Origin of the sequence: Fictibacillus arsenicus (assembly GCF_001999465.1) — a bacterium.
Taxonomy (GTDB): domain Bacteria; phylum Bacillota; class Bacilli; order Bacillales; family Fictibacillaceae; genus Fictibacillus; species Fictibacillus arsenicus.
Window position 1 is genome coordinate 1,121,726 of sequence record NZ_MQMF01000001.1, and the last position, 16,672, is coordinate 1,138,397.

The window sequence follows — 16,672 nt, forward strand, 5'->3', positions numbered from 1 at the left end:
TTATTTAAACTCTTCCCCTGTCATCACGCTCATAAAGTCATTGAAAAAGTAATTGTAATTAAAGTCAAAAGCAATCCGGTGCTTTTTCTCTTGTTCCCCGAACTGGATATATGGCCTGATATCGGCAATACTTTGACCTCTAGCAATCATTTCATCTCTTAGGACGATATGTACCGGGAGTGTTTTGTAGCTGAACATATCTTCTCGAATACTCGCCATCAGTGTTATCGCATCGTGTACTGGACTTCCTTGAATCAGAGGGTTGTTATTTTTATAAAACTTATAATAGAATTCCAGCAATGGTTTTACAAGAGGAGCTTTTCCTTTGTAGTCAATGTAGTTCACCATCTCTGGCGTGACTAAAGCGCGGTCTGTCACGTTCAAAGGTATGATGGTTAAATTATTAGCGTAAGTCAGGACAATTCTAACCGCGATCGGATCACCATGAAAATTCGCTTCAGAAACAGCCGTTACGTTGCCCGGGACCCAGAACGCTCCACCCATAATATAGTAAGCCTTCACTTTCTTCATCAAAGATTGAAACAAAATAAACATCGTTGCTAGAGAGGTAAGTCTGCCAACGTTAACGATTATCAGTTCATTTTCATATTGATTGATTAAATTTACAATCTCGAAAAAGTTTTCAATAACTCCTTCGTACGTTCCCGGTTCGATCGGACCTAACCCGTATTCTCCATGTACTTCAGGATAAAATGTCGGCTGTTCCCCTGTCATCGGAACCTCTGCTCCACCAATGATTTTTACTTCTCCAGGAAAGTTGAACATTTTAGCAATATAATGAACATTAGCAATCGTCTTCTCCCTGGAAACATTTCCATAGTCTGAAACGACGCCAACTATATCGATTTCATCATTTAAATATGCGTAAGTCAAAGCTATGGTGTCATCAATTCCAACATCCCCAAAGAACAAGACTTTTTGCCCCATAATAAAAACCCCTTTTAGGTTTTTCTTCTATCCTATTAAGAGGCCTGTTTTTTTATGAAATTTGTCATTAAAAACTATTCTAAAAATCTTTTCCGGAGCTGTGGTGTTGGAATCATACAGCTCTCACGCTTACCAAACCAGTTGTACCGGTTTTGAGCGACCCTCTTATAAAAAAAATCACGGATTGTTTTTGGTACAACGACTAAAATTTTCCCTATGCTGTATGGAAACTTTAGAAGATGCGTTACTTTCAATACGGCGTCAGATGCCGTATATACATGATCACCGGATATCAGAATGACTGAGTTTGTCTCGTTGGGATCAATTCTATAGTGAGTCAGCAGTTTCTCCCCTGCTTCAGACTGAATGGCAGCGAACTTAAGATCGTGTTTCTTCTCGTTTTTTAATATGAATTTCACACTGGAATTACAGAGATTGCATACTCCGTCAAAGAGAAGAACAGGCTGATATCCTCGTTCAAGATCACTCATTTGTATCCCTCCAGTCTATTTAATCGCTAATTCTATTTTACTTCTAATCTGTAATTAAACAAAATTATAGTGTAGCCATAAATTCGTACTATTCACTATAATATCGTAGTATAATCAACTGAGAGTTTAGGAAAGGTGAAGAGGAATGAAAATTAAAGCGTTTAAGAAAGAAGCTAAACAGCAGTTAAAAGGACAATGGAGACAAGCAGCGTTATTCACCCTGCTTTTCGGTGCTATATATTACGTAATTCCATTGATGATTGAAATAAATTTGAGCGGCGGCTTTGAAAATTGGATATCAACTGATGCTACTAGCGGTGCTACCGCAAGTACTTTCGTAATTACGCTCGTACTGCTCCCATTGTATATCGGATATTTATGGACATTCTTATCTGTCATTCGTACAGGAGAAAAAATTAAGTTATCGGGTCTCTTACAAGCATTCTCAGAGATCAGCATGTACTTGAAAATCCTTGGAACGTACCTTCTTATGATGGTTTATATGTTCTTATGGTTCCTTCTTTTAATCATTCCAGGTGTTATTAAAGCATTTGCTTATTCACAAACCTATTTTGTGTTAAAAGATAACCCTGATATCGGGATTAACACCGCGATAACAAAAAGCCGCAAGCTGATGCACGGCTATAAGTGGAAGTATTTCCTCCTGCAGCTGAGTTTTATTGGCTGGATTCTCTTAAGCTTAATCACTTTAGGAATCGGATTTATCTGGCTATCTCCTTACCTAAGTGCGTCTAATGCAGCATTTTATAATGAATTAGTAAAAAAACAGAGCGGTGAAGAAGTGTAGCTTAAAGAAATAATAACTTTAGATTAAGAAAACCCCGGAATTGTCCATTCGAGATGGACAATTCCGGGCTTTTTGTATTTGTTTGGGGTCAGACCCCATTTCCCTAAATATTTCCCGCAGCTAGGACATATCTATCAGTAAAGAAGACAAGACATCTAAGGGGTGGCATTATGGATCAGCTTACGTTAATCGTCGTCGGGGTCATTGGGTTTCTCATTTTTCTAGGTATCGTTGGATATACACAGACTGCCTATCATTTTCGAAAATGGAACAAAGAACTGCAGCAGCTAGAAACGAACGCAGAGCAGCAGGCTTACTCACATTGGATTCAGCGTGTCACAACTGATTACAAACAGTTCCATCTCGCCGGTGTGCCTCAGCTCAACACACAAGCGCTCATCGAAAAACATTTATATAACGAACGAATTCCGTTGCTCGGTATTTTCCGTGTTCCTGTCGGCAACATTCAAAAATTGCTGAGCCAGCTTCCGTCTTTCACCATCATCCTTGGTGTACTCGGGACTTTTATCGGACTGACACTCTCCCTTTTATCCATGCAAGATACATTAATGACGCTTGGCACACAGCCAGCGGATTCGAATCTTACTTTGAACTCAATCATCTCATCACTCACTGCACCTTTTGAAGGCATGAGTGTTGCCTTTTTTACGAGTATCGCTGGGATTGGGGCCGCGCTTTTTCTCAACCTGATTCAATCTGGCTTTTTTTCACAAGGAACTTCCCTTTCTTATATGCAAAACAAGCTTTTAGCAGATTGTGAAGTCTATCTTGATCACCACGTGAACAGTGTGCTCATCAACGACAAGCCTCAGGATTCTGTTGAGCGCCTGCTTGACCGTCTTGCCTCAAGAGTGGAATCTTCATTCGATAAAACACTTGGAGAGTTCGCTTCACAGATGGTGAATTTTACAGCTGGTCTGCAAAAAGCGATGGAAGACGTGAACGGTATTTTCGAAGCGCAGCGCAAGCATTCTGAACGTTTTGCCGCTTCCACCACACAGCTTGATGAGTTCGGCCAGCGTTTTAACGAAACAACTAAAGAGCTTGGTACGATCCAAAAGACAGTCGATACAAGTATCAACGCGCTCGCTAAAAATATCTCCTCGTTCGAGCAGCAGCTTAAAACGAGCAACGATCGGCACACACAAGGTCAGCAAAAATTCGAACAGCTTATCCAGCGTTCTGATAAAATGCTTCAGGAAGCTCAGCGCCGGGCAGAAGAACATGCACAACAGATGCTTCGCGGCATGCAGGAACAGCTTCAGCACTACCAAAACCAGCATGACGCGCTCGAAAACCGCCTTGCTCAAAAGCAGGATGAGTGGCATTACCGCTATTCTGAAAAACAAGGCGAATACGGCAGAGCTTCAGCGGACTTCGCATCATCTGTCGGCCAGCTTGAAAAAAGCTTTTATTCTGCGGTTGAACATATCAAACGAGATTTTACAGACCAAGTCCGCAACATCATGGATAGCCAGAGCCGCCAACTCGCGTCCCTCTTAAATAACTCGCAAAACCAGCACGGCCGTGATGACGATATGCGTGAACTCGCCCGTACGCTTGAGAATCTGCACCAGGGCCTAAACCGCAGCATCACTGACAACAACCGTACCCTTTCTGATATGTATCACCTCATGCAGAGAATCTATCAAACTGCCATGAATCAATCGAATCAGGTCGTCTATGAGACTAGAATTCCCCGCCAGCCTGAATACGTTGATGATGAACGGATGCCTGAGATCTCGCAGCAGAATTTTAGGAGACGGTGACCGGTATGAAGGCGCGTAAATCGTACTACAACAGCGACGATCAGGAGATGAAAGAAATTTTCTGGCCGAGTTTTACCGATATGATGGCGATGATGGTGCTCGTCATGGTGTTCATCGCCATACTTGCTTATGTGCAGAGCATCTACAACGCGTATGATCAGGCGCAGATTAAGCGTGAGCTCGGTCAGGTGGCTGAGGTGAAGAAGCATATCTCTGATCTCATCCAAAAACAGCTTGAGGAGAACGTAGGTAAAGATAAGATCATACGCGGTCCGAACAACACAATCTCAGTCGAAGGAAACATCCTCTTCGATACCGGAAGTGCGGATATATCTGAAAAAGGAAAGCAGGTTCTCGACCCGTTAGCCGATGCGCTTGCTGCGATCATCGAAGAGAAAGACATGAGTCAGTACCTCTACATCATCTTAATCGAAGGCCACACCGACTCGGTTCCTTATGATAACTGGTCGCTCTCCACTCAACGTGCGGTTGCGGTCGTTGACTATCTCGGAAAAGCGAACCCGAAACTCGCTAAAAAAGAGTATGCACAGTACTTGGCTGCAACAGGCTACAGCGAATATAAGCCGATCGCAAAAGGAAATTCAGCTGATGCACTCCAAAAGAATCGCCGCATCTCTTTTCAGATCATCTTGGATGACGACAAGTGGCAAAGCAAGCTGAAGGAAATTGTAGAGCAGTAAATACAAAAAGCATCGGTCCCTATGCCGATGCTTTCTTTTATCCATTATTTCTTTTTAACAGGTAGCCAGATCTCACTCCGAAATGTTGGCGAAGTGGTATCTTTATCTGCGTTCCATAAAATCTCCGGTCCTTCCGTCTGTTCATAAGACGAAGAAGGAAACCACTCAGAGTAAATTCGTCCCCATACATTCTGCAGCGTTTCAGGAAACGGTCCGACCGCTTCAAAAACTGCCCAATCCGAGGCTGCAACCTCCAGTTTCTCCAAATGACCCGGACATTCCTCCGTTGTCGCCGCACCAATATAATGATCCAGCTCACTGTTCTCAGCTAGCCTCTCTGAAAAGTTTGTTGATGCACTAATCAACCCTTTTGGCTCGACGTTCGATAAACTCTTCAACTCGTTGATCAGATCCATATTCAAACTCTGCCACATAGCCGCAATCTCAGGATTTACTCCCTCATAGATCAGTGGCACTCTTTTCTTCATTCCCACAATGTGAAATGCGTCTTTTTCGACGATCCGATAGTTCATTTCACTTCCTCCTTTTATCGATAATTGGAAGGTCATGCGTGGATAAGCTTTTAATGAATGATCATTCTTCCTCGCTTCTGATGGCGTCACACCATGCAGCTGCTGAAACGCTTTTGTAAAAGCATCAGGTGAGCTGTACCCGAATTTTATAGCTACATCAATAATCTTTGCATCACCATGTACGAGTTCAAAAGCCGCAAGCGTCAACCTTCTCCTGCGAACATATTCAGATAACGGGACACCTGCGAGAAAAGAAAACATCCGCTTAAAATGGTACTCCGAGCACCAAGCGCGTTTTGCCACTTCCCCCATATCAATCTCATACTCTAGGTTTTCCTCCAAATACTGAATCCCATCATTCAAACGTTTAAGCGAATCCACATCAAAACCCTCCTTTCACCAATAAGGATAGCTGGAAATCTTGCTAGCCACCCGACAATCTATGTATCCATTCTAACGGATTTCTCTGTATCAAGAAAAATCCTTTTTTCCACAAAAAACAACCGCTGCTACGGGCAACGGCTGTTCAAAAGTTACTATATAAAAGGGGGGGTAGTACTACTATTCCCAACTCACATTTTTTTATTCATCATTTTGCAAGTTTGATAGATTTTTTTTGAACAACTTCGGTTTTTCCGTAATAACTGTGTAGAAACATGCCCAGCATGATGACGAGAACTCCAAATAATGACAGCATTGTTGGCGTCGCAATCGACAACAGCCACATTTCGCCTGCCAATACGAAAATAATTTCAGCGGATTGCGTCGCTTCGACACCTGCTAGTTTCACAGGGTTGTTCGAACAAAGATCAGTTGCTTGGAAAAAGAGTACGGTTGCGATAACGCCTGATGAGATCGCGACTAAAAAGCTTTGCCAAAGCTGGTCTGTTGTCGGTGCTCCGCCTTGAAACCAGCCGACTGCCGCAAGCACAATCCACCATGGAAGAGATGCGATGGTCATACCGAACGCCCGCTGAAACGCATCAAGTCTTTTATTCGTAACGATCATCATCTTTCGGTTTCCGAGCGGATAGGCGATTGCCGCAATGAGAACCGGCAAAACAACATGCAGCCAAGCCGCTCCGTTCACCCCGTCCGCTTCTTGAATTTGAACAAGGCCGACACCTGCTAAAATAAGCACAGAAAAACCCAGACCTTTAAACGGAATTTTTTGCCGAGATCCTTTGTTCTTTCCTTCTCTTTCATAAAAAAACGGAACGAGCAGTGATCCCGCGACAATCGTGATCTGCCAAGTTGCCGCAACAAGCCATGCTTCTCCAAATCCTGCTGCATAGGTAATCGGTGCATAAAACAGAACAAATCCGACTGAACTCCACAAAAACCATGTTCCAAATCGCGCTCTTAGTTCCTGAAAAACCGGCTTGATGTTTCCGCGCATCCATACGATGATCCACAATAACGGAACCATGTAAAAAAAGCGAAGCGATGCACTCCAGTGCCAGCTTCCACCTGTTAAATCCATCGACCGGTTCAATATAAATGTGACGCCAAAGAAAAAGGCGGCAGCAATTCCCAACAATATTGGTTTCATCCTGATGACCCCCGCTTCCCTAAAAAGTATTCATTTGTTTTGTCCATCATGTCTATAGGAATCAGACCTGAAAATGTTGAATTTATTTTACCATAGAAGAATGATTGTTTAATTGATAAAAGGAGCTGCAAAATGAAAAAAATATTTTTGGCTATATTGCTCATACTGATAAGTGCCTGTTCAGTTCAAGAAACTAAAAGGTGAAGTTAAGACAGAGGCAAACACCTTCACTTTAACAGAAGTGAAACAAGCATTTACTGATAAAGATATGAAACTTACAACAGGAGAAATGGTTTCGCAATTTAAATTAGAGAATGTGAATCAGGCTGCTTTTAATTCCGTTAGTAAAGACCAAATCTATATTTATGAATTTCCTACTGCTGATGAAAGAATCCGAGGTTCTAAACTCATTGAAGAACAAACACAGCTGATCGACATTGCTCATTTTCCAATCTATCTTGAACACAAAAATATACTAGTAATCTTTATGAATTATTTACCTAAAACTAATGAGTTAGAAAATAAAATACGTGATGCCCTCAAGAGTCTTTGAGTTCAACAAAAAACGCCTGGAATTTTTCATCCAAACGTTCCACTCGTTTTAACCCAAAGGATTCTTCTCTATAGTTCTCTGTTTCATTACATCCCATGCCGCTTTTCCATCTGTTGGATATCCGTTGTGGTTAATCGGAATCAAGGAAAAGAATACAAAGTAGAAGGAAAAATACACAAATTGATAGGTGAAGATGCCAGCTTTTATGATTTCCATATGAATGAGCCCATTAACGATCAGCATGCTTAAGATCGTAAACAAAGGACCGCCAAGATAAACCGCTACCAAATGCCTTCTTGTATGGTTTTTCAAATTTTCATATTCACACCAGCCGTCCCAAAAGTATAGCTTTCGGATATGACATGGGCCGATCTTAAACAATCTGTTGCCGCTTCCTATATGGATGTGCACTTTCCCGCCCGTTACTTTTCCAAAAAAGAGATGACCTGCTTCGTGTATGAAGGTCACAATCGGTAATACAAGAAAAAACGAAAAGAAAAACTTCCACATATCCTCAAATCCAAACATGTACATCCCTCCTATTTCCTAGATTTTTCAATAGTTAGGTATACTGTTTCCTATATGCCAACCTCTCACACTAGGCTTTTGACCTGAGTTTTTTACAGAAAAAGTAGGTAGAGGATGATCATCCCACTGAATTGTCCATTTATTTTACTTCGCCCATCTTTTTAACTACTAAACACAAAAAAGACGAAACCCACATCCGGGTTCCGCCTTCCATCAAGCTAAAAATACTGCTCCATATCCAAGTGATCCAATAATCACGAACACAGGAGATACCTTCACTTTCTCCATCAGGAAAAAGCTCAATACGGCCAAGAACAGTGTATGCATCCAGCCGACACCCGTAAAGGATTCGAAAAAGAATTGATACGCCATGATGCCGAGCAGTACAGCGATTGTTGGCTTCACATACGCACTCATATTCTTTACTCTTGGGGAATCTTTAAATTTATAAACGAGTCCGAGGAAGGCTACCATCAATAATAGCGAAGGGGCAACTGTGGCAAAAACACCGACTAATGCGCCGAGCCATCCACCTTCCTGAAATCCGATATAGCCTGCCATTTTCGTAGCAATCGGTCCCGGAAGCGCGTTGCCAAGTGCTAATACTTCTGTAAATTCAGTAACAGAAAGCCACTCGTAGCGATCTACCACTTCATTTTCAATCAAGGGAATGGAAGCAGGGCCGCCGCCATAACCTAAAATACCTGGTATGAAAAACGCGAGAAAGATGTGCCAGTATGTCATCCTGTTTTTTCTCCTTCCCGCACGCGTACGACGTTTTCCTTCTTTTCTTTAACTGGACCAAATAAAGCGTATGCGAGTAATAGTCCAATTACGATGCCTGGATGCACACCAAGAAACTGTAAAAGCAAGACACCAGCAAATATGTGAATCAAGCTAATCTTTAGTCCGAGGCTCTTTTTCGAAGCATCAACGAACTGCCAAGTTAAAACGGCCAGCATGACAGCAACTACTGGTATAACGCCTTTTGTCATGCCTTGAACCCATGACTGGTCATTATATTCTCTTAAAGAGGTCAACAATAGGATCATGAGAATAATGGTTGGCAGAATCGTAGCCAGGAGTGCGATGGCGAGACCCAAAAACCCCGCTACACGATAGCCGATATAGCCTGCCATCTTGGTAGCGATCGGTCCCGGCAGTGTATTTCCAAGCGCCAGCACATCGCCGAACTCTTCATCGTTCATCCATTTGTATTTTCCGACTACTTCTTTATGGACTAAGGGAATAGAAGAAGGTCCTCCCCCGTATCCAAGCATGCCTGACCGGAAAAAGGCAAGAAACAAATTGAGATAAGTCATGTTATCAAGTCCTTTATTCTGGGTTGTTTTTTGACGGTCTTTTTACCAAGCGGCAATCGAGCCATCTGTTCTTCCTTCTGTACCTCCCGCGAGCACGCCTGTTTCTGGATCTCTCCATATGATCTGGCCGCGGCCGAAGTTCCCCGAATCCATCGCAACCTGTACATCGTGTCCCCTTCTTGCCAATTCGTCTGCAATATGAGCAGGCAATGAACGTTCAACGAGTACTTTTTTATCCTCCATCCATTGCCAGCGTGGTGCATCAAGTGAAGCTTGAGGATTCAAATGGAAATCTATCGTGTTCATCACGACCTGTACGTGACCTTGTGGCTGCATATATCCGCCCATCACACCAAACGAACCGACTGCTTCCCCGTCTTTTGTTAAAAATCCAGGAATGATCGTATGATACGTTTTTTTACCAGGTTCGAGTGCGTTATCGTGGTCAGGATCTAATGAAAAATCGTGGCCTCTGTTCTGAAGTCCGATCCCTGTTCCAGGAACAACGACGCCTGATCCGAAGCCCATATAATTGCTTTGGATAAACGAGACCATGTTTCCATCGTCATCTGCTGTTGCTAAATAGACCGTTCCACCGCTTGGCGGGATTCCAGGCTCCGGCTGAAGAGCTTCATCCCCAATCAGCTCACGTCTCGCTCCCGCATACTCTTCAGACAATAACCCTTCAACAGAGACTCTCATTCTTGATCGGTCGGTTACATATTTTTTAGCATCCGCAAAGCCGAGTTTAATGGCTTCAATTTGTTTATGGTACGTTTCCGCTGATTCTTTTTCTGTAAAATCAAAGCCTTTTAACGTGTTGAGTGCCATGAGTGCCACGATTCCTTGCCCGTTCGGCGGAATCTCCCACACGTCATATCCTCTATAGTTCACTTTAATGGGATCTACCCACTCTGGATAAAACCTAGCCAGATCCTCACTTCGCAGAAATCCGCCTTGAGTTTCAGAAGCTTCGGCTATTCTTTGTGCGAGAGCACCTCTGTAAAAGGATTCGCCGTTTGTTTCCGCGATCTCCCGTAAAGTCTGTGCATGGTCAGGCGAACGCCAAATCTCGCCAACTTCAGGAGCACGTCCATTAGGCGCAAAAGTTTTGAACCAGTTTTCAAATTCTTTATCTTTTAATTCCCGTTTGTAGGTTTCATAAGCTCTTTTCCAGTACTTCCCGAGAATCGGAGTCAGCGGGTAGCCTTCTTCTGCATATGAAATCGCGGGTTCGAGTACTTCTTTTAATGAAAGTTTTCCAAACCGGCTGGAGAGTTCTGCCCATGCTGCCGGTGCTCCAGGAACTGTAACGGGCAGCCAGCCAAACTTTGGCATCGTGTCAAACCCAGCCTTCTTCACTTCTTCTATGGAAATTCCCCTTGGTGCAGGACCGCTTGAATTCAAGCCGTGCAGTTCACCATTCACCCAGACGAGTGCAAAAGCATCGCCCCCGATTCCGTTTGATGTCGGTTCTACAACAGTGAGGCAAGCCGCCGTGGCGATCGCTGCATCAACCGCGTTCCCGCCTTTTTTCAAAATATCAAGACCCGCTTGTGCCGCTAGCGGCTGGCTCGTTGCGACCATCCCCTTTTTTGCGTAAACGGTCATCCTTTGAGAAGAATAAGGGTTGTTCAATGCATTGTACGTTAGGTTTTGTTTTTTATGTGGTAATGTTTGATTCGTCTGATTCATCTTCTTCACCTCTCGTATTTATCTTTCATGGCAGGCGATAAAATGGCCGTCATCAATTTGACGCCACACCGGTTTTTCTGTTGCGCAATGATCTTTTGCGATGGGACAACGTGTATGAAACGGACAGCCAGTCGGCGGATTGGATGGACTCGGCAGATCGCCTGTTAGACGAATCCGTTCTCTTTTTCGCCCCACAACTGGTCTTGGAATAGCGGACAACAACGCTTCTGTATAAGGATGGGTAGGATTTTCGTATAATTTCTCAACAGGCGCGAGTTCGACCATCTGTCCTAAATACATAACGAGCACCCTGTTACAAAGGTGCCGGACGACTCCCAGATCATGCGAAACGAACAAATACGTCAATGCATGCTTTTCCTGCAGATCTTTTAATAGTTTAATAACTTGGGCTTGAACAGAAACGTCGAGTGCAGAAACCGGCTCATCACATACGATAAAAGAAGGATTGATCGAGATCGCACGGGCGATACCGATGCGCTGCCTCTGACCGCCGCTGAACTCATGCGGATAACGCTCATAATGCTCTTCTTTTAAGCCTACTTCATTTAAAAGCTTGATCACTTTCTCTCGTCTTGCCTGAGCTGACAACTGGGTATGAATAATTAGTGCTTCCTCTAGAGCATCGCCAATCCGCTGTTTTGGGTTAAGTGAAGCGTACGGATCCTGAAAGATCATCTGCATCTCTTTTTTGAACGGCTTTAACTGGCGTGCTGAATACTTACTGATGTTTTTCCCGTTAAAGACAAGTTCTCCTTCTGTCAGAGACTCAAGTCCAAGGATCGTTCGCCCCAGTGTTGATTTTCCGCAGCCCGATTCACCAACGACACCCAATGTTTCTCCTTTATAAATATCGAGGGTTATTCCATCGACTGCCTTCACATGGCTTTTTACCCGCTGAAGCAAACCGCCTTTTATGGGAAAATGCTTCTTTACATTTTTTACGCTATAGAGAACTTGCTCGTCTACCGCCATTCTGTCCTACCTCCTCTTGCAGCCAGCATCGTACGTTCTGTTTATCTGTTACGGAAAAAGTTTTTGGTGATTCACTGAAACATTTGTCAAAAGCATGCGGACATCTCGGATGAAAACGGCATCCGCTGATCTTTTCATTCAACATCGGCATCGATCCCGCTATTGGTTTCAATTCAAAATCAGGATCATCTACATTTGGCACAGAAGATAGAAGTCCCTTTGTGTAAGGATGCTGCGGGTTTTCAAAGATTTCTTCTACCCGTCCTTCTTCTATCACTTCTCCTGCATACATAACGATGACACGGTCGGCGATCTCAGCAACAACACCCATGTCATGCGTGATCATGATCATGCTCATATCTAACTTTTCTTTCAAATCGTTCAGCAAATCAATAATCTGCGCCTGAATGGTTACATCCAATGCAGTTGTTGGTTCATCTGCAATCAGCAGGGAGGGATTACAGGATAAGGCGATCGCGATCATGACCCGCTGTCTCATCCCGCCGCTTAATTCATGCGGAAATTGGTTCATCCGTTCTGCTGGTGACGGAATGCCAACCATCTTCAAAAGTTCGATCCCTCTTGCATGCGCTTGTTTCTTTGATAGTTTCTGATGGATCATCAATGGTTCACGAATTTGAAATCCTACTGTAAATACTGGATTTAAGGCTGTCATTGGTTCCTGAAAGATCATCGAAACATCGTTTCCGCGCAGCTTCTGCATTTCTTTTGGAGACATGGAAGCTAAGTTCTTATTATTAAACGAGATTGAACCATCTGTTATACGTCCGTTTGAAGGCAGAAGCCCCATGATGGAAAGGGCTGTGATACTTTTACCACAGCCTGATTCTCCAACGATGCAGAGCGTTTCTCCTTTTTTTACCGAAAAAGAGGCGCCGCGGACAGCCGGCAAAAGTCCGTCCGCAGACTTAAACTTTGTTACTAGATTTGTCACTTCTAACACAGTATCTTTCATCGTTATCCCTACTCTCTATGAACGCTGTATAGTGACCACTGTCCTGTAGGTTCCATCTTAAAGCCTTTAACAGATTTATCGTAAGCAGCTGATGCGATGCCATGGTAGATCGGCAGTACTGGCAGCTGTGTCATTACGTATTCATCCGCTTTAGTTAAAATTTCCTGGCGCTGTTCCTGATCAACAACTGAACGTGACTGATCGATCAGCTTATCGAGTTCAGCATCCTTATAGCGGCTTAAGTTTGTTGCATCAATGTTTGCTGAATGCAGACGCGGGAACAATAGTTCACTTCCATCACCTGTTACGTTCGACCAGCCGGCAATCGTAATATCAAAGTCACCTGTCTTGGATACATCGAGATATGTGCCCCATTCAAGCGTTTCAATCTTGGCTGGAATCCCGGCTTCTTTTAACTGAGCTTGAATAACTTCTGCCATGTTCATGTATGATGCTGTGTTCGCAACAAGCATCTTGACTTCTTTTTTATCAAATCCGTTCGCCTTTACAAGTTCTTTTGCTTTTTCTTGATCAAACTTAGGTCCTTTATCGTCTTTCGTATGTCCGAAAACTTCAGGTCCGATGAACGAGTTGGAGTAGACGCCTAGTCCATTTAGCTTTTTCAGATAGCCTTCACGGTTGATGGCATGTGATACTGCCTGTCTGAATTTTAGATCGTTCATTGGCGCTTTTTCCATGTTGAATGCCAAGTAATAAACAGGTGTTCCGTCCACCTTTTGTGTTTCGACATTCTTGATTTTTTCCAGGCGAGGCATAAGTTCAGGTGCTAACGCATCAATCAATTGAACCTTTCCAGTCTGTAGCATAGAGATCGCTGTTGATACCTCTGGAACAACCGTGAACGTAATCTTCTCCAGCTTAGCAGGCTTTTGCCAGTAATCTTCATTCTTTACAAGTACAATGTCATCACCGTTTACTTTTTCAGAGAACTTAAATGGTCCTGTTCCAACAGGGTCTTTCATAAGATCCTGCTTTTTGTCAGCTGTCGGTGAAACGATGGCAGCATTTGAGTGCGTTAGAGCAGCAAGCATCGGACCGTACGGCTTTTCTGTTTTTAAAACCACTGTGTGCTCGTCCTGAACTTCGATGGATGAAACCGGTGCTAAAAGAGAGGCACGCGGTGCAGCAGTTGCAGGATCTTTTAGCTTATCGAACGTGTATTTCACTGATTCTGCGTTAAAAGGTGTCCCGTCATGGAACTTGATGTCTTTCTTTAGCTTGATCACCCATGTATTTTCATCAGGATTTTCATAGGATTCTGCAAGGTGAGGAACAATTTCTCCTTTGTTATCGCGGACAAAGAGTGTTTCATAGATTTGCTCGATAACCGTAGAGGATACAGAATCGTTTGTGAGAATTGGAGAAAGTCCTACAACTTTCGAGGTTGTTGCATACGTTAGCTCTTGTTTAGCATCACCAGTACTTCCGCCCGATGAAGAACTGCTGCTGCAACCCGTTAAAGCCAAAGACAATACAAAAAGAACCGCTAGTAAACTACTAAACCACTTTTTTCCCATTTGTAATCTCCCCCTTTTATTTATCCAAACTCATTCCTTGATCTAAAGCGTCGCGAAGAGCGTCACCCACAACATTAAAAGCAAATACAACGAGCATGATAGCTATACCCGGAACAACGATCATATGAGGCGATGTCCACATATACTCTTGTCCTGCAGCGATCATCGCTCCCCATTCAGGAGTGGGCGGCTGTGCACCTAAGCCTAGGAAACTTAATGATGCGGTCGATAGAATCGCTGTCGCCATTCTCATAGTGGCAAAAACGATGATCGGTGCTGCACAGTTCGGCAGTACATGCTTGAACATGATGCGAAGATCGCTCGCTCCAAGAGATTTCATGGCAATGATGTATTCTTGTTTTTTAATAGAAAGAACACTTCCTCTTACAATCCTTGCACAAGTTGGAATGGACCAAATACTGATCGCAATGACGACATTTACAAGGCTTGTCCCTAAGATGGCGATAACTAACATAGCTAGTAGAATACCAGGAAACGCAAACATTAAATCTACAAATCTCATAATGATGCCATCTAGCCTTCTATAATAACCTGATAGAAGTCCGAGGATCACGCCGCCGACCAGTCCTAGACTTACAGCGCCGATTCCGACTAAGAGCGAGATTCTTGCGCCGTACACGATCCTGCTCCAAATATCCCGTCCGTAATTATCCGTTCCTAGCCAGTGCCCTTCTGTACCAATCGGCAATTCACTCAGTTCCAGGTTCTGTTTGTTCGGATCAACCCCTACGATGGCAGGTGCTGCAAGAGCCATGAATAGTTGTAATGCGATAATAACTAGGCCGACGATTGCCATCTTGTTTTTAATGAGCCGTTTCCATGTTTTTAACAATGCAAATTCTTTCTTTTTCTTATGAGCGGGCATTTGCTGTGTAACCACTTCCGTTGACATGTTATCCCCCCTTCCCTTTTATTCGTAACTGATCCTCGGATCGATAAAGGCATAGACGATATCGACAATCAGATTTACTAAAACAAAAAGTGTCGCTACAAGAAGAACCGAACCTTGAACCATCGGAAAGTCTCGGGCGGCGATCGATTCAATCATGAGCCTTCCAACTCCATTAATGGCAAAAACAGATTCTGTAATGATGGTGCCTCCAAGCAGGAAGCCGAAGTTTAAGCCGATTACCGTAATGACTGGTATCATGGCATTTCTTAGACAGTGCATCATGATGACTGTTTTTTCGCGAACACCTTTTGCTCTGGCTGTTCTTACATAATCGGCCCGAATAACTTCGAGCATCGCGGATCGGCTCATTCGAGCGATCATTGCAGCTGATCCTGTACCAAGTGTGATGGCTGGAAGTGCAAGCTGTTTCATCCCTTCAATCGTCCAGAACGGTTCGGTAAGCCCCCCTACCGGGAACCACTGCAGGTTGACGGCGAAAATAAGGATCAATATAGCACCTAGCCAAAAGTTAGGTATGGAGATGCCCCCTAATGCGATGACCGTGCTTAATCCGTCAAACCATGTGTTATGTTTTAGTGCAGATATAATGCCTGTTGTTACTCCGATTACGATTGCAACGATTATACTTGCGATCGCTAGATTCAGTGTGTTTGGAAATCGATCGATGATTGCTTCTGACACCGCTTGTTTCGTTTGATAGGAAAATCCTAAGTCGCCTGTAAAGATGCCTCGCAAATAATCAAAATACTGGGTAAGCAACGGTTCGTTCAAACCAAGGTTTTCTCTTATTGCTTCTACATCTTCCTGGGTTGCGGTTGGTCCGCCTATGATACTTGCAGGATCTCCAGGTGCAATGTGCATACTCATAAAAACGATAAATGAAATCCCTATTAATAAAAGCACCAGCTGAAAAACCCGCCTTACAATCAACCCTGCCATTTACTCTTCACCTCTCCCCTTTTTTCAACCTTTCGATTGTATTACGTTCGTTTACATTCCGTTTGTTAGCCTAAAGTTAGTTTTAAATTAACAAACGGTTTTAATATTGTTTCTGATTATAAAATATATTCTGAATATTTTCTAGACGTTTTTATAAACAAAATAAAATCACGACTATGTTCTTACAAATTTTGATAGAGTGTGCGGAATTTGTACTAGCAGAACGAAATATGTAGTTATTTCTGCTTATAAAAGACGTTGAGAGGGAGATTGATAGGGTTCAGTGAGGGGTTTGAAAGCAGAGCGATTGATTTTTAAGCTGTAATTCTTTACTTATAGACTTTCCGAAGAATCAACAGCCATAAAAAAAG

Annotated in this window: 17 protein-coding genes; 4 read left to right on the forward strand and 13 right to left on the reverse strand. The window is 43.3% G+C overall.

From position 1 onward, the window contains the following. Both UN64_RS05510 and UN64_RS05515 read right to left on the reverse strand, forming a co-directional pair. On the reverse strand, nt 1–948 hold the full coding sequence (locus UN64_RS05510) for a nucleoside hydrolase (protein WP_077360482.1): 948 nt from the start codon (nt 946–948) through the stop codon (nt 1–3). A 74-nt stretch (nt 949–1,022) separates the two neighbouring features. Then, the gene (locus tag UN64_RS05515; RefSeq protein ID WP_077360483.1) at nt 1,023–1,439 is read right to left on the reverse strand and encodes a thiol-disulfide oxidoreductase DCC family protein; all 417 of its coding nucleotides are present in this window, start codon (nt 1,437–1,439) and stop codon (nt 1,023–1,025) included. A 145-nt stretch (nt 1,440–1,584) separates the two neighbouring features. Here UN64_RS05515 and UN64_RS05520 point away from each other — a divergent pair, with 145 nt between their 5' ends. The 3 genes from UN64_RS05520 to UN64_RS05530 all read left to right on the forward strand — a co-directional run bounded on the left by UN64_RS05520 (nt 1,585) and on the right by UN64_RS05530 (nt 4,738). After that, the gene (locus tag UN64_RS05520; RefSeq protein WP_077360485.1) at nt 1,585–2,247 is read left to right on the forward strand and encodes a DUF975 family protein; all 663 of its coding nucleotides are present in this window, start codon (nt 1,585–1,587) and stop codon (nt 2,245–2,247) included. A 170-nt stretch (nt 2,248–2,417) separates the two neighbouring features. Beyond that, complete coding sequence (locus tag UN64_RS05525; RefSeq protein ID WP_077360487.1) at nt 2,418–4,037, forward strand: hypothetical protein; 1,620 nt, start codon at nt 2,418–2,420, stop codon at nt 4,035–4,037. A gap of 5 nt (nt 4,038–4,042) precedes the next feature. Continuing rightward, nucleotides 4,043–4,738, forward strand: coding sequence for an OmpA/MotB family protein (locus tag UN64_RS05530; protein WP_077360489.1), 696 nt, complete (start codon nt 4,043–4,045; stop codon nt 4,736–4,738). Nucleotides 4,739–4,782: 44 nt separating this feature from the next. Here UN64_RS05530 and UN64_RS05535 read toward each other — a convergent pair whose 3' ends face one another. Continuing rightward, nucleotides 4,783–5,652, reverse strand: a complete 870-nt coding sequence (locus UN64_RS05535; RefSeq protein ID WP_077360491.1) for an AraC family transcriptional regulator — start codon at nt 5,650–5,652, stop codon at nt 4,783–4,785. Nucleotides 5,653–5,860: 208 nt separating this feature from the next. Continuing rightward, nucleotides 5,861–6,823, reverse strand: coding sequence for a DMT family transporter (locus tag UN64_RS05540; protein ID WP_077360493.1), 963 nt, complete (start codon nt 6,821–6,823; stop codon nt 5,861–5,863). Between the two features lie 172 nt (nt 6,824–6,995). Between UN64_RS05540 and UN64_RS05545 the strand changes: the two genes are divergently transcribed. After that, nucleotides 6,996–7,376 carry a hypothetical protein gene (locus UN64_RS05545; protein WP_077360495.1) on the forward strand — a complete coding sequence of 127 codons (381 nt, stop codon included), beginning with the start codon at nt 6,996–6,998 and terminating at the stop codon, nt 7,374–7,376. Nucleotides 7,377–7,424: 48 nt separating this feature from the next. Here the strand turns inward: UN64_RS05545 and UN64_RS05550 are convergent, their stop codons facing one another. From UN64_RS05550 to nikB, 9 genes are all read right to left on the reverse strand, one after another. Next, a complete protein-coding gene (locus tag UN64_RS05550; RefSeq protein ID WP_077360497.1) occupies nt 7,425–7,904 on the reverse strand; it encodes a hypothetical protein in 480 nt (159 codons plus the stop codon). Between the two features lie 213 nt (nt 7,905–8,117). Then, a complete protein-coding gene (locus UN64_RS05555; protein ID WP_077360499.1) occupies nt 8,118–8,648 on the reverse strand; it encodes a chromate transporter in 531 nt (176 codons plus the stop codon). Continuing rightward, complete coding sequence (locus UN64_RS05560) at nt 8,645–9,226, reverse strand: chromate transporter (protein WP_077360501.1); 582 nt, start codon at nt 9,224–9,226, stop codon at nt 8,645–8,647. The genes UN64_RS05555 and UN64_RS05560 overlap by 4 nt, the downstream gene beginning before the upstream one ends. 42 nt (nt 9,227–9,268) lie before the next feature. Next, entirely contained in the window at nt 9,269–10,921 is a 1,653-nt protein-coding gene (locus UN64_RS05565) for a gamma-glutamyltransferase family protein (RefSeq protein ID WP_077360503.1), read from the reverse strand. 18 nt (nt 10,922–10,939) lie between these two features. Then, on the reverse strand, nt 10,940–11,914 hold the full coding sequence (locus UN64_RS05570; protein WP_077360505.1) for an ABC transporter ATP-binding protein: 975 nt from the start codon (nt 11,912–11,914) through the stop codon (nt 10,940–10,942). After that, a complete protein-coding gene (locus UN64_RS05575) occupies nt 11,886–12,890 on the reverse strand; it encodes an ABC transporter ATP-binding protein (RefSeq protein WP_077360507.1) in 1,005 nt (334 codons plus the stop codon). The genes UN64_RS05570 and UN64_RS05575 overlap by 29 nt, the downstream gene beginning before the upstream one ends. Nucleotides 12,891–12,898: 8 nt before the next feature. Continuing rightward, nucleotides 12,899–14,428, reverse strand: coding sequence for a glutathione ABC transporter substrate-binding protein (locus UN64_RS05580; RefSeq protein WP_077360509.1), 1,530 nt, complete (start codon nt 14,426–14,428; stop codon nt 12,899–12,901). 16 nt (nt 14,429–14,444) lie between these two features. Continuing rightward, a complete protein-coding gene (locus UN64_RS05585) occupies nt 14,445–15,314 on the reverse strand; it encodes an ABC transporter permease (RefSeq protein ID WP_425590096.1) in 870 nt (289 codons plus the stop codon). A gap of 45 nt (nt 15,315–15,359) precedes the next feature. Next, nucleotides 15,360–16,301, reverse strand: coding sequence for a nickel ABC transporter permease (nikB, locus tag UN64_RS05590; RefSeq protein ID WP_077360513.1), 942 nt, complete (start codon nt 16,299–16,301; stop codon nt 15,360–15,362). Nucleotides 16,302–16,672: the final 371 nt, after the last annotated feature.